The 13,556-nt window shown below is 41.4% G+C and carries 10 protein-coding genes and 1 pseudogene; 4 read left to right on the forward strand and 7 right to left on the reverse strand.

What is annotated here, in order from left to right:
- Positions 1-34 precede the first annotated feature (34 nt).
- The 6 genes and pseudogenes from ACWNCI_RS02950 to ACWNCI_RS02975 all read right to left on the reverse strand — a co-directional run.
- Positions 35-274, reverse strand: a pseudogene (locus ACWNCI_RS02950) (RHS repeat-associated core domain-containing protein); the annotation flags it as partial.
- Complete coding sequence (locus ACWNCI_RS02955) at positions 228-779, reverse strand: hypothetical protein (RefSeq protein ID WP_449387129.1); 552 nt, start codon at positions 777-779, stop codon at positions 228-230. The gene ACWNCI_RS02955 and the pseudogene ACWNCI_RS02950, both read right to left, overlap by 47 nt.
- Before the next feature lie 214 nt (positions 780-993).
- The gene (locus ACWNCI_RS02960) at positions 994-1,446 is read right to left on the reverse strand and encodes a hypothetical protein (RefSeq protein WP_449387130.1); all 453 of its coding nucleotides are present in this window, start codon (positions 1,444-1,446) and stop codon (positions 994-996) included.
- Positions 1,397-4,924: a DUF6443 domain-containing protein gene (locus ACWNCI_RS02965; protein WP_449387131.1), complete on the reverse strand. Its 3,528-nt coding sequence runs from the start codon at positions 4,922-4,924 to the stop codon at positions 1,397-1,399. The genes ACWNCI_RS02960 and ACWNCI_RS02965 overlap by 50 nt, the downstream gene beginning before the upstream one ends.
- A 7-nt stretch (positions 4,925-4,931) precedes the next feature.
- Positions 4,932-7,679: a hypothetical protein gene (locus ACWNCI_RS02970; RefSeq protein WP_449387132.1), complete on the reverse strand. Its 2,748-nt coding sequence runs from the start codon at positions 7,677-7,679 to the stop codon at positions 4,932-4,934.
- 6 nt (positions 7,680-7,685) lie between these two features.
- Entirely contained in the window at positions 7,686-9,428 is a 1,743-nt protein-coding gene (locus ACWNCI_RS02975; RefSeq protein WP_449387133.1) for a T9SS type A sorting domain-containing protein, read from the reverse strand.
- A 609-nt stretch (positions 9,429-10,037) separates the two neighbouring features.
- On the opposite strand from ACWNCI_RS02975, the gene ACWNCI_RS02980 reads away from it, so the two are divergent.
- The 3 genes from ACWNCI_RS02980 to ACWNCI_RS02990 all read left to right on the forward strand — a co-directional run bounded on the left by ACWNCI_RS02980 (position 10,038) and on the right by ACWNCI_RS02990 (position 11,715).
- On the forward strand, positions 10,038-10,301 hold the full coding sequence (locus tag ACWNCI_RS02980; RefSeq protein WP_449387134.1) for a helix-turn-helix domain-containing protein: 264 nt from the start codon (positions 10,038-10,040) through the stop codon (positions 10,299-10,301).
- 284 nt (positions 10,302-10,585) lie between these two features.
- Complete coding sequence (locus ACWNCI_RS02985; protein WP_449387135.1) at positions 10,586-11,227, forward strand: DUF6266 family protein; 642 nt, start codon at positions 10,586-10,588, stop codon at positions 11,225-11,227.
- A 170-nt stretch (positions 11,228-11,397) separates the two neighbouring features.
- Positions 11,398-11,715 (forward strand): GIY-YIG nuclease family protein, encoded by a 318-nt coding sequence (locus tag ACWNCI_RS02990; protein ID WP_449387136.1) that lies wholly within the window; start codon positions 11,398-11,400, stop codon positions 11,713-11,715.
- 251 nt (positions 11,716-11,966) lie between these two features.
- On the opposite strand, the gene ACWNCI_RS02995 is transcribed toward ACWNCI_RS02990, so the two are convergent.
- Positions 11,967-13,289, reverse strand: a complete 1,323-nt coding sequence (locus ACWNCI_RS02995) for a lipase family protein (protein WP_449387137.1) — start codon at positions 13,287-13,289, stop codon at positions 11,967-11,969.
- Between ACWNCI_RS02995 and ACWNCI_RS03000 the strand changes: the two genes are divergently transcribed.
- Positions 13,288-13,422 carry a hypothetical protein gene (locus ACWNCI_RS03000; RefSeq protein WP_449387138.1) on the forward strand — a complete coding sequence of 45 codons (135 nt, stop codon included), beginning with the start codon at positions 13,288-13,290 and terminating at the stop codon, positions 13,420-13,422. The genes ACWNCI_RS02995 and ACWNCI_RS03000 overlap by 2 nt on opposite strands.
- Positions 13,423-13,556 lie beyond the last annotated feature (134 nt).

Here is a 13,556-nt window from a genome sequence, read left to right on the forward strand (position 1 = left end):
GATTATTTAATGCATAGTTGTAAGGCGTGAACCTTCTGGAAGTCTCCGACAACGGATCAATGACACCCCATCTTGCGATATCAGCCATGTACATTCTGGCTCCATAGTCGTTCCATCCGGTTTCCGTCTGTAATTCTTTCCCATTGTATTGGTATTTATAGGAAGAATTGTTGACGGAAAGAATATTGGTATCATGCCGTAATCCAAACGGATAGTAGCTGTTTTCCTCAAGAACTTCTGCGCTGCCACTGGTTGTATTTCTGGCGTAACTCAGACGTACAGAACTGCGTTCGTAGCCTTCGTAAAAGCTTCTCTTTTACTCGTCTATCCAAATGGTCTGTATAGGTGTAAATATACTTATTTTTTTCAAAATCGTAATAGCCTTCAGAAGTGTGAACAAACTTTAAAACGGGGCTTGAGAGACTTCCTGTATATTTCTCTTCATACTGAAAACCATCAAGATAATCAGTAATGGTGCTTGCTTCGAGATTGGCTCTACCTATCCCATAATTGTATATTTTCCTCAGCTTTACGCCGTCTGCCCTGTACAGGTATTTAGTTTTAACATTATAATCCAATTCCATTCCGGTAAACCTGGGTACGTAGGTCTTGTCAAATTTTATCAGATCCGGCAAATCAAGAATGTTGTAATCGATCTGCAAAATTCCTTTGTCCATATGATCTTTCATATTTCCATTGGTATCATAAGAGATTTCGGTTCCTGAAGTATCAGGATATTCCTGCATCACTAACTTTGATACACGAGGAATGATCTTCAATCATTTAAGAATGTTTTTATCGACAAAAATAAACAAGAGTAGGGAATACCTACTCTTATTTTCTATTAATGTATTTTTAATTTTTATTGATTTTCAATGGGTTAATGATTGGGGATTATGCCATCACTAACTTTGATACACGACTGGGCTTTTTCAGCGACCTCGCAATGCGGTGGGGTTTTGTTATTTAAAGGAAAGAGCGAGAAGCTTTATATCAGCGCGTTTTCCTAATAGAATAATCAAAAAATATCCATTTTCCTCCTTTCTTTGCAAAAGTGAAAGATATGGCATCAATATTCCCCCAAAGTGAAACATATGCCAAATCTGGATTTAAAATATAATACTGTACAAATAAATCAGCATCAGACATTTTGTTATCAATAGCAAGTTTTATTCTTTCACTAGAATAATTTAAAGGTTTGTCAGTAATAAGACTATCCTTATCTAAAATCGTGATTTTATTTTTTTTAAGATAGTCTTTTAAAATATAATGAACACGTTTATTTGAAAAGAACTCATTTGTAAATATTTCCTTTGAATCTGTTTGTGTCTGTTGCTGACTAGAAACGGATATAAATATAAATAAGAAAAAAAGGCATAATACCTGAATTTTAAACTTATTTAGGTTGGAAAATATTTGATAACATTTGAAAGTTTTTAGATACATAATTATTTAGATATTTAGATAAGTTATTAGGTTGTCCAATATGTAAAATTCCATTTCCAATAGTTGCTTTAGGATATAATCCATTAAATAGTTTAAATTCAAAAGCTTCCCCATGCTCTGGCCGTCCAGCTGTATTACTGAACTTTTTCAAAAAAACCAAATTATCTCCTGCTGGTCCTTTTACTTGATTTCCCCAGTGTGCTGATTCATGTCCGACTAGAGCTACCATATAAAATATATTTGCGACTCCTTGTATTGTATTAGGATCTCTGTCTGCATTCTCATACCAATTTAATACTTTAGTAATATCAATGGAAATGGAATTTAGATCTTCTTTTGCAAAACTTCCAGAATAGTCATAAAATGCATTTGCCCAAATATCATCAGCATGCAAAATTGGTCCCTCTCCATATTCAAATGCTTTTTTTAAGGATTCCTCACTCATACCAGTAACATCCATAAGAGCTTTCAAGAAGTTAGTATCCTTAAGCATATTAGGTAAAATATTTTTCACCAAATCATAAAAAGCAGGATAATTCTTTTTATAATATTCTTCTGTTCCTTTTGGAAACTGGAAGGTAGGTGAACTTCCTCCACCAGCACTACCACGTTCTTTTTCTTTACTTGAAGTAAGTTTAATAAACTCTTCAAAATGTCCAAAGTTCCTCCTTTCATTAAACCAACCGCTGCTGGTAGGGACATTCCAGGACCAGCCTTCATCGACTGCCATAGCCTTCATCCCATCCGGATCCACAAAGCTTATGGGGTTATTATAAGCATAGTTGTAAGGCGTGAACCTTCTGGAACTCTCCGATAATGGATCAATAACACCCCATCTTGCGATGTCAGACATGTACATTCTGGCTCCATAGTCGTTCCATCCGGTTTCGGTCTGTAATTCTTTCCCATTGTATTGGTATTTATAGGAAGAATTATTGACGGAAAGAATATTGGTATCATGCCGTAATCCAAACGGATAGTAGCTGTTTTCCTCAAGAACTTCTGCGCTGCCACTGGTTGTATTTCTGGCGTAACTCAGACGTACATTTCCTAAATGGTCGGTATAGGTGTAAATATACTTATTTTTTTCAAAATCGTAATAGCCTTCAGAAGTGTGAACAAACTTTAAAACGGGGCTTGAGAGACTTCCTGTATATTTCTCTTCATACTGAAAACCATCAAGATAATCAGTAATGGTGCTTGCTTCGAGATTGGCTCTACCTATCCCATAATTGTATATTTTCCTCAGCTTTACGCCGTCTGCCCTGTACAGGTATTTAGTTTTAACATTATAATCCAATTCCATTCCGGTAAACCTGGGTACGTAGGTCTTGTCAAATTTGACCAGATCCGGCAAATTGAGGATGTTGTAATCGATCTGCAAAATTCCTTTGTCCATATGATCTTTCATATTTCCATTGGCGTCATAAGAGATTGCAGTTCCTGAAGTATCAGGATAACCACCGTAGTTTCCGGACTCATCTTTTACGTAATCAAGCCTGTTTCCGGTATAGCTGTAAACAAGCTCATCGATGAGTTCCGCTGTGGCAGAAAAGCCTTGTGCATTTCTCTGTAATGACAGGATATTAGAGTTGAGGTCATAGGTTACCGATTCATTATAAAAATTATTTTCCGGGACAGAAGCATTGGGTTCAGCATAGATTCCTTTGGTGAGCCTGTTGAGGTTGTCATACTGGTAACTGTATTTTTTCAGCACATTATCCAGTGCAGATTTCCAGCTTACTTCGGAAACATTCCCACTATATTTTCCGGTAGAATTATTGGAAGGATCAAAGTAAGAAAGTGAGTACCCGAAAAGATCAGTTCCCAGGTTGGCAGGATCATTTACTTTAGTTACCGATCCCCTGATGTTGTACGTATAATCTATGGTCTGCAGGTTGTTTCCCACTTTTTTATTGGTGATCTGCGAGAGTTCGTTGTAGGTATTCTCTGAAAGCAGTTCCTGCACATTACCATCTACCTGGTGCCACTGTTTTCTCAAACGATTCTGAGCATCATATTCAAAAACCTGGGTGATTGTTTTCGGCGTATCTGAAGATAGCCTGGCGTGAGTGATCCTGGTCTGCAATACAACCCCTGCAAAATCCAGTGAAGATTCTGTTTTGGTAAAGCCACCCATATAGTTAATCGAATGGGTGCCGATTGCCCTTGCTTTGTTGTCGTACCAGATATAGCTTTTGGTCCAGTTGTCATCTTCGATGTTCTTTACATACGAAGCGGTGGGAAGGCTTTTGGTATTCACGGCAACGCTCATATTGTCTCCTATGGTGCTGTTAGAGAATATTTGTGAGGGCCTATCAGGACTTCCGGCAGGATAGGTATCGAAATAATGTACACTTAGGATTTTGGTAAAAGCCGTAGGATATACGCTATTCGTGTAATAAGCCGTCACGCCGGTAGCATCAAAACCTGTTATACTTCTGCTTTCATTCTGTGCTGTTGCAGCGCTGTTGGCATTATTCTGCTCTGCCTGCCGGCCTTCACTTCCATAGTTGTACGAGCTGGTAAAGATTCCGGTATAGACGGTTCTGCCAAATTTATCGTATTTGGTGAAAAGCCATTGCTTAGAGGCTCCCATATTGGTATCCTGAGACATCAGTATACGGTCCTGCTTATCATAGACGATATATTCCCAGCCTTTCCCGGGAAGCTTTTTTTCTACCTGCCTTCCTTTGCTGTCGTATCGGTACTGATAGCAAAGGTCGTTGAGAAGAGTAGTGGTCAATGCCTGTGAAACCGCCAGGGGAGGAATGACGTAGGCCAGCTGTCCATACTTGTTATAGACATAATACGTTTCCGTATTCTCTTTCCGTACAAGAATGGTTTGTCCTTTTCCGTTTTTAAACTCCGTGGTGGTATGACCGTCTTCATCGGTTACGGAAGTTTTCACCAGCTGTCCGGCGCTGTAGTTTCCGGATAGGGCAATAGCATTATCGGTGGCACCGTTCACCCATGAGGTATTCGTCACGGTATATTTCTTCACCTCAGTGGCGGTATTCATTTCGTACCCGTAATTGATGGAATGTCCGTGGTAATCTGTTCCGGGTTTTGTGACGGAAAGAAGCTTTGCGGCAGGTGAATTTTCCATCACCGATTCGGAATAGAAATAAAGATCCGAACCGTAGGTTTGGGAAACATTAGACTTCGGATTGCTGTAGATGGCGCCGTTTTGTGTTCCCGGCTGTGGAATGGGTAGATAAGAGCGTAGCTGTCTTCCAAACGGGTCGTATTCAATGGGTACGGCCATATCTTTCCCTGTTGGTGAGCTTTTGATGCTGATGGTCTGCTTCAGCCTGCCCAGTCCGTCGGAATATTGTATGGCCTCTGCTTTTTTACTGCAGTCTTCATTCAGGCAGTTTTTGGTGTAGATATAGTTTTCGCTTGTAGAGAGATTGGTGGTCTGTGCAGAAACAACAATCCCAAACAAAAGGCTTATTAGTGAAAATATGTTTTTCATGGTTTTGTTAAGGTTTGTAGTTATACTGATTTTCTTTGATGACCTGTCCGCTGGCATTTTTCACTCTGAATAATCTTCCTGAAGCATCATATTCATAGCTCTGTTTGATCCCGTTGGAGGAAACAGTATGGGTGACGCCAACCAATGGGTCATAAGCAGATACGGATATCGAATATTGCTGCAAGGCAGGGTCAAGACGTAAGTTTTCCAAAGCAGTAAGCAATGCGGCTTCATTGGCCGGGTTGTCCGCATCTGCATTGGAAGCGGTAATGGCAGCAGCAATGGTGGAGAAAGAAGCTATATCGCTATATTTTGCTCCGGTAATCTGTGCGATAGGAAGGGTCTGGTAATATCCCCAAATGGTCGTTACAGAGTTCCCTGCTTTGTCCGTTATCTGCACCAGATTTCCTTTGCTGTCATATACATCAAAGGTCATCTGGGTTTCAGGATTCTGAGCCAGATCTGTTATGATGACCGAAGTGGGGTAAAAATGACTGGTATCTCCGAAAAGCGTTTTACTGGTTGCAAGGATACTTCCGTTTTCTTTGGTCACGGTTTCCAGCGGTACGGAAATCATATTGGCATTGATCAGTCTTGTATCTGCAAGATCCAAAGCATATTTTGTAAATGTTTCCTGGATATCTCCGTTATGTGTGGTCAGTTTTGAGGAGATCTGCTGGAAGTTATTCGGGCTTATGGTAATCTCATTGCTGGTTACTTGGCTGGATGCTCCATATTTTACCGTATTCGTTTCTTTAGTATATTGCACAAATCCGGGAATGTATGAATAATTAGATGATAAAGCATGTCCGGATGCTCCGGGTATTTCACTGATTGTATATTCATACTCTGTTTTTTCCTGAAGCTGTCCACTGCTGTTCAGTACTTCTTTCTTCTGCATCAGGGCCTGGCTGGTAAGATTGAAGAAAAGGTAATTTCCCGTAGCATTTTTATAGTCTTCAGGTATTTTAAAGCTGTATTGGATTGATCCGTTATTTTGAGTTCCGGACACTTCGGTTTCCTTTACATTTTTGTACAATATAAAACTTGATGCTAATGACAGGGAGGTAGGATCTGTGAGCTCGGATTCATACATGAAACCGGTACCATCCAGTGGATTGGTAAAAGAGTTATATTCATAGTTTTTTGTCTTTACCAGTGTTCCGTCGGAATCATAAGAACGTATCGCCTTTATTCTCGCACCAGTCCATTCAACATACCTGTTGTTATAAGGGGTGGGTAATGATTGGAGCTGCTTTAATACAAAATTCCCGTCATCAGGCGGATTATTTGTCGTTATGGTGTACGTTCCGGGATAAAGTTTATAATTTGGGGTGTTGCAATCGGTCGTATTGGTTCTGGTCATTATGGTGCCGGAAGCATTTTTAACGGTAAAAGTTAAAAGCGGTGGAGGATTGTCAAGATCTATAATACCGTCATGATTTGATCCGCTTTCAAGATAAACAGGATATTGTAACCCGGAATTTCCATTGACCTGAAATGTATAAGTTAACGAATTCGCAGTATTATAAGGAATAATCGTTTGTCCATAATATTGAACAGTTGGGGCAATCATAAAATTATAACCAGAATAGTTAGCATTGCTTCTGTCTCCATATACTTCGTTGGCTTCAAATTCGTATATAATATATCCTTTCGTAGGGAAGGTTATTTTTTTTAAAAGATTTTTAATATAGCTGTTAGAGGCTCCTACCTTACTGCAAAATCCCCCGGCTTGTGCCGCGTAATCTGTATTATAGATATCATTATATTCAAAATCGGTTTGTTCACTGACAGTAAGGTTCCTGTCCATTTTTTTTAGCGAGGCAAGGGATCTATTTGTGGATTCAAGCATTCCATATACAAATTCATATTTGGAGATCGTCGCCCCTTGTTTATCTGTTAAAACAACGTTTTTTACCGAATAAGGATCATTCGTCGGGTTCAGGCTGTTATTGTCATACGATGAATTATAATCGAAGGCAAACGTCATTTTTCCTTTGGAGGTAATGATATCTTTTACTTTGCAATACTGATATTTTAAAGTCGTGGAAGTGCCAATATACTTTACTTTTTTATCATAGGTGAAGTTGACAATTTCATGATTACCGGCATCCTTCACCTGATTAAGCTCAAACCCCGTTTTATAATTTTTTGTTCCTGCATTTGTAGAATACGTTCCGATATTATAATCATTAAAGAAATATTGATAGCCTTTGTCATCCGTGATCTTAAAAGAATTAATAATTAATTTGGTACTGGCGAGATCTCTTGTATATTCAATTTTTAACTTTGTTCCCGAGATATTATTAATCACAAGATCGCTGCCCGAACTGCTTTTATGGATATTGAATTTTCCTGAATATCCGGGAATCGTATAATAAAAAATATCGGCTTCGCTTTCGGTAATATCGCTGATATTTTTCGATTCATCGACACTCCCTATAACCGCTCTATTAATGCTTCCTCCCTTAAATAAGGACCATCCCAATCCTACCTCACTCGTAGGATTACCGTCAAGAGCACTGTACGGATGATAAGATAACGCGACCGATATCGGAAAATTTGTATCTGAACTTTCTAAATTATAAATAGGAATATTGATGGAAGGAATTCCTGTTGCCGGAGAAACTCCTGCATTTACATAATTTTGAAAGGAGGCTGCCATGGGCAAAGAAGAATTTGTTTGCCCGGACATTTTTCCTGTCAATCCAATGGTTGTGATTGTTAACAGGCTAAAAAATATGTTCTTCATCTTAGTTTATTTCTTAATCAGTTTAGCACTTGCTGTTTTATTATCATTAGTTTTCACGGTTACCAGATACGCCCCCTGCACCAGCGCCTGCGTATTAATTTTGGTCACTTTATTTTTGGTTTTCAGGCTTTGCAGCTGCCTTCCACCCATATCATACACCGTGATTTCCGCTTCGAACGGAGGCTCCCCTCCTTTGGAGGGGCTGGGGGAGGTTCCAATCTCCACATAAGCATACTCACTCACCGGATTCGGATAGATCTTAATATCCTGTTTCTCAATCAGCTGGTCAATCTGCTTATCTCCAAGCTTCACAATTTTCCAGTTCTCTTTTCCTAATTCCTCTGCGCTTGTTCCGGCTAGTACAATCGAACCGTCCCGATTCAGCTTAATATCCGAAAGTCTCTCTTCTCTTTGTCTCTTGTCTCCAATGACATGCTTTCTCCACTGCTCATTTCCGTTCTGGTCCAGGTACAGCATCCAGAACGTTTCATCATCACTTTCGATCCGTCCTTCAGCCTGGGTGTAGCCGCCCAGCAAAATGCCTTTAGTCAGGTTGCCGGGTTCCCCTCCTTTGGAGGGGTTAGGGGAGGATATCACACTCATTCCCATCAGCACATCCCTGTTTTTAAAGTTGTATGATTTCTGCCAGATCTCTTCTCCTCTTTCATTCAGTGAAATCAACCACAGATCCGTTCCTTCTTCAATGCCGACGGTTTTATTGCCTGATCTTTCCGATCTCGATTCACCCCCGATCAAATATCCTGTAGAAGTTAAAGCCAATGTTCTCAAATGATCATCTCCTTTACCTCCAAAGTTCTTTTCCCATTCTACTTTTCCGTCTTTGGAAAGCTTAATGATCCAATAATCGCCTTCACCGAAATTTTCGGTAGACTTTGCATAACCGGAAAGTGATTTTGAATTTTGGGTTGAAGCGTCTTGCTCCCCTCCTTTGGAGGGGCTGGGGGAGGATGCACTTCTCGAATACACGCCTAACAACGCCCCGCCATCTTTCGTCGGAATCATTTTCTCCACCTCATCCAATCCTTTTCCGCCTAACACCAATTGTGATAATTCTTTTCCGTTTTTATCCAACCGTACCACCAGAACATCTTTAGAACCATAACCAACCGTTCCCTGAGGCTCTCGAAGGGAATTTTTTCCCGTTGCCTGAGCAGAGCCGAAGGCAACATTCCCCGCCACAAAAAATCCCATATCCGTGGTCTGAATCACCGCTCTGGCTTCTTCATCTGAAGCGCCGCCAATCGTTTTCTGCCACAATTCATCGCCGAATTCATTGATCCGAATCAGCCAGATATCAGATCCGCCCTTGGAATCGTCTTTTTTATCCAGGCCTTTCGAACTGAAACTCGTTCCAGCAAGAAGAAACCCTCCTTCCTGCGTATTCACCGTAGCAGAGAGAAAATCATGATTCTGTCCCGAGAAATACTTTTCCCAGACTTCTTCTCCCTGCTGATTCAGTTTTATCAAATGAAAATCGTAACCGTTATTTTGTTGCTGGCTGTTGGCTGCTGGCAGCTGGCTTTTGCCTGCGGCTCTCGAAGGAGTGGTCCCTGAGCCTGTCGAAGGGATAGAACTCCCGGTTATCAGATACTGCTGATCGATGGTTGTGGTGATCTGGGAAAGAAAATCCTGTGTTGAAGATTGGATGTCTTTCTGCCAGATGACTTCCTGAGCAGAAACGCTCAGGAATGTGCATAAGATGAACGCACTGGAATAGAGTCTTTTCATACGTAGTGTTGAATGGTTAAACTGTTATGATCTTTTTGGCGAAATTAGAAAGGTTTTTTCTTAAGAAAATAAGGAAAACCTCATCCTTAAAGAATAATTGTTTGCAAGAATACTTTTGTAATAAGGAAGAATGGCCCTGTGATGAATGGTTGTTATCATGGTTTTTTGTTTATTATTTTAGATTCAAAAACATCATTTTTCAATCAGATATACAAAACTATTCCTCAGAGACGACAAGCCGTGTCGTATGATCATGAATATTCAGTTCTTTGTTCAGAAGTGAAAATCTTATTCTTTAAATCCGGGGCGAAATTAGAGAAAAAAAATCATAAAACAATGATACATTGTTAAAAATTAATCTTGGTAAAAAACTTTAAAAAATGACGTTGAATAAAATTTTATTACTTCAGTTATTGAGATGATTTTGAGATGAAATAGGGGCGTTGTAACGAATAATATTCTACCATAAAGCAGAAGCGGTTAAATGAAAAAAATGAAACTTTAATGCCGGTATTTTTTGTAGTAAAACCTGAACAATAATTTTATATCCCTTACGTTTGAGTTAAAAAATAACGATCATTATTCTTGTTTAATTTTAAAAAACACAACATGAGAAATAAACCCAATGTTCCGTTGTATGACGACCATCTGATGCGTTTTGTTTTGGATGTTTTTTCAGAAATTCTGGTCAATCTTCAAAAACCGCATGGGAAGGATTCCTTGTATTACGACAGTGCGGATGTCAAAAGAATGCTGAATATCAGCGACAGTACTTTGTTCCGGATCAGGAAATCACAGAGTATTCCACATGTCCGGATCGGACGGAAAATATTTTATCCGAAATCGTTTTTCAACAGTGCCCTCAAAAAATGAGGGTATTTTTTTTATTTGAATGGCAGGTGAGGGTTCGTAAGTCACCGGTCAAAACCCGTCATATTTTCCTGCAATCCTTCGGGCGTTCTTCGGAAGCTCTTCGGAAAAAGTACCGTTTTTCCGAAGCCGACCCGAAGGTGATCCGAAGAAGACCCGAAGAAAGTACCTCGGAAACCGGTCAAAACCGGTCAAAAAGCGTCAAAACCGGTCATCGCTTTCACAAGTGCTTGAAAATGTGAAATTCCGTTCTATCTTCGTTTCACTAATCTTAAAAATACAAAAAGATGGCAAGAATAACCAAAGGAATCCTGGGAGGATTTTCAGGCAAAGTAGGAACAATTGTAGGCGCTAACTGGCGCGGACAGGATATCATCAGGAGTATCCCCAAACCCAGCAACAGACCACCGAGTGAGAAGCAGCAGCTTCAGCAGGAGAAATTCAAAATGGTCATCGCCTTTCTCCAGCCGCTCAAAAGTATTCAGACGAAATATTTCGGATCGGGGAGCGGATCAAAATCCAGAGTGAATATGGCGGTATCCTACACCATCAGTGAGGCGGTACAGATGGCAGGCGATGTTCCCGAACTGGTGTACAACAAGGTGCTGATCACCAAAGGCGACCTTACCGGTTTTCAGAACATCACCGCCCAGCCGCAAACAGGCCATGTCATCCGGCTGACGTGGGAGAATAATTCCACCCAGGGCAACGCTTCGGAAACCGACACTGTCAACGTGATCTGCTACTGCGAGGAACTGGACCGTTTTGAAATCTTTGAATCCGTAGCCGTTCGCACCGATCTGACGAAAGAGGTCACACTTCCCACAGCGTATGCCGGGAAAGAGGTCCAGGTATGGAGCTATCTTCATAATCTCAAAGGGACTTCGGCTTCTAATAGTCTCCACCTCGGCGCCCTTACCATGATCTGATCACAAGCCATCTCCACCCATACGGGTGGAGATTTTTGGCTTCGAGAGCCTCAGCCACCTTTGAGATATTAGTATGACATAACCGTTGCATCAAACGATGCCTGAGGTTCTCGAAGGCGGAGTAACCCAATATTCCAAAAAGTTTTTATCTTTAAAATTAAAATACCACAATGATGAAAGGATGGATGTATATTCTCCTCTGCTCCGACGGCAGCTATTACACCGGAAGCACCAACGATCTCGAACGCAGAATACAACAGCACCAGTCCGGCGAAGGATCCAACCATACTAAAAAGCGATTGCCTGTACAGCTGATTTATTATGAAGAGTATGAACGGATTGATGTTGCTTTCTACCGTGAAAAACAAATCCAGGGCTGGAGCCGGAAAAAGAAGGAAGCGTTGATTGGCGGCTGGGATGAAGAACTTAAAAAAGCAGCAGAATGTATAAATGAAACCCATTGGCGGTTCTTAAAAAAAGAACCTTAGGGCTGCTTGCGGGGAGTGTGGCTTCGGCTCCGCTCAGCCACCGTGACCGCTTAACCAGTGTACTTTTGATTGCTACGGTTATCGTTTATGGTTGTCGCTGTTAAAGGTTTTGACGTTTCTATGTAGGTTCATTGAAAATGTAAATGAGGATTGGTGGCTGAGCGGAGCCGAAGTCATCAATCCAAAACCACCCGCCGCAACAATGCTGCAACAGGTGGTTTTTATATGAAATCAATATATCTGAAGTTGTTTTACACTTCCATGGCGGGTTTCATGGCCGTCAAGGCGCGGGACGAAATCCAGCTGATGATCTGAACAATAATTCTGGCGATCATTTCATCTTTGGTAATTTTGGATACCCCTTTTACCAGTCCGTCTAACTTTGTTTGAGGTAAAGGCTGCGGCAGGATAAGTCCGGTCACGGCAGGAGTCGATTCGTTGGCCGGAATCCCGGAATATATTTCCACATGCTGGATGAACAATTGTTCTACATAATCCTGCATCGACTGCGGCGGGACATTAATAGTGGATTTTCCATTCGAATGCTGAAGGGTTCCCGGTAACGAAGCATTTTGAACTCTCGTATAAGGGGCACCTGATTTTGCAGCATCGTAAACCGCAAAAGTCTGGAGGGCACTTAATGCAAAAGCGGTCCAGCGGTCCGGGGAGTGACCATAAAGGTTGGCTACCATTTGAAGATCCTGTTTTTGCCATGCGTGAGGCACGACGTCAAGGTCATTCCAGTGCATGGTGTTCCAGCTTTGATAAGGGAGAGATTGTGGCTTCCAGCCGGATGGTAAAGCTGGAAAAGTCTGATTGAAAAGATTGGCAAAGTTCACTTCTCCCGGTGTTGGTCCTGCGGTAGGATATACCAGGGTAAGATCGAAAGCATCCAGTTTTTTCTGCTCCTTGAGGTAGAGCGCAAGGGTAGGAGACAAGGCTCCGGCAAGGCTGTGACCACAGAAAATAATGGCGGTATTCGGATCAGGTTTCAGGTTGCTCAGGAAGTTTTCGAGCGACGTGTTTGGTGCTGCGGCGGTTGCCGGAGTGATCAGTCCCATCAGGTTGCTGATCCCTGTTGCAGTGCCTTTAGAAATAAACGGTACTGTATTTTTATACGGCTCTGTTGTAAAGCTTGATGGATTATAGGTAGTCCAATTCACGACTTCAGAAACGGCAAAGTCTTCCGATTCCCAGTCGTATAGCGAGTCCGGGTTGGTGGCGGCAATGGCTACCACATACGCAGGCATCACAGGTCCTCCCGGAAATGACACGGCATCACATTGTACTACGAATACAGCATTGTCGGCAACGCCATCCTGGTTCATTTCCACTAGAGCCGGTCCCCAAACCAGTTTCCAGTTTCCTAATACGGGCGTAACAGATGGATCAGCGGTTGATGGAACGGTCTGTTTCATACTCGTTACAGGCGGAACATTACTCAGATAGAAAGAAAGGTCATACTGCAGCTGTTCCTGCAATTCACTGGCGGTCCCTTTGTACCCGCCGGCACGGCCTACAAGGCAGGCCATCCCGAATACCTGCTGGTAAGCGTCTAAACTTGGATTGTTCATGGTGTATTTGGTTTTAGTCGTTGTTCTTGGTTATGGGTGTGTTTTTGCAGGAAGATGGCTGATTGCTTATCCCTTCAAAAACAAAGTAAAGTTCGGGATAAATGGTGATGGTGAAGTCCGTGGAAATGACTAAAATGGGGGTTAGGTGTTTGTACGGATGGAACAATGTTCAGTCACCGTCTATAGAATTACGGTTTTCCTTGTCGTATGAATGGCTTTTTATTTATATTTGACAAAACTTTCAACCATGAAAAAACTGTTCTTATT

It is taken from the genome of Chryseobacterium lineare (assembly GCF_977014045.1).

What these genes read in the sequence shown, in the direction of transcription:
- ACWNCI_RS02960 (WP_449387130.1), bottom strand. Translation starts at nt 1,446, where the DNA reads ATGTATCTAAAAACTTTCAAATGTTATCAAATATTTTCCAACCTAAAT.
- ACWNCI_RS02980 (WP_449387134.1), top strand. Translation starts at nt 10,038, where the DNA reads ATGAGAAATAAACCCAATGTTCCGTTGTATGACGACCATCTGATGCGT.
- ACWNCI_RS02975 (WP_449387133.1), bottom strand. Translation starts at nt 9,428, where the DNA reads ATGAAAAGACTCTATTCCAGTGCGTTCATCTTATGCACATTCCTGAGC.
- ACWNCI_RS02965 (WP_449387131.1), bottom strand. Translation starts at nt 4,924, where the DNA reads ATGAAAAACATATTTTCACTAATAAGCCTTTTGTTTGGGATTGTTGTT.
- ACWNCI_RS03000 (WP_449387138.1), top strand. Translation starts at nt 13,288, where the DNA reads ATGGTGTATTTGGTTTTAGTCGTTGTTCTTGGTTATGGGTGTGTTTTT.
- ACWNCI_RS02995 (WP_449387137.1), bottom strand. Translation starts at nt 13,289, where the DNA reads ATGAACAATCCAAGTTTAGACGCTTACCAGCAGGTATTCGGGATGGCC.
- ACWNCI_RS02985 (WP_449387135.1), top strand. Translation starts at nt 10,586, where the DNA reads ATGGCAAGAATAACCAAAGGAATCCTGGGAGGATTTTCAGGCAAAGTA.
- ACWNCI_RS02990 (WP_449387136.1), top strand. Translation starts at nt 11,398, where the DNA reads ATGATGAAAGGATGGATGTATATTCTCCTCTGCTCCGACGGCAGCTAT.
- ACWNCI_RS02970 (WP_449387132.1), bottom strand. Translation starts at nt 7,679, where the DNA reads ATGAAGAACATATTTTTTAGCCTGTTAACAATCACAACCATTGGATTG.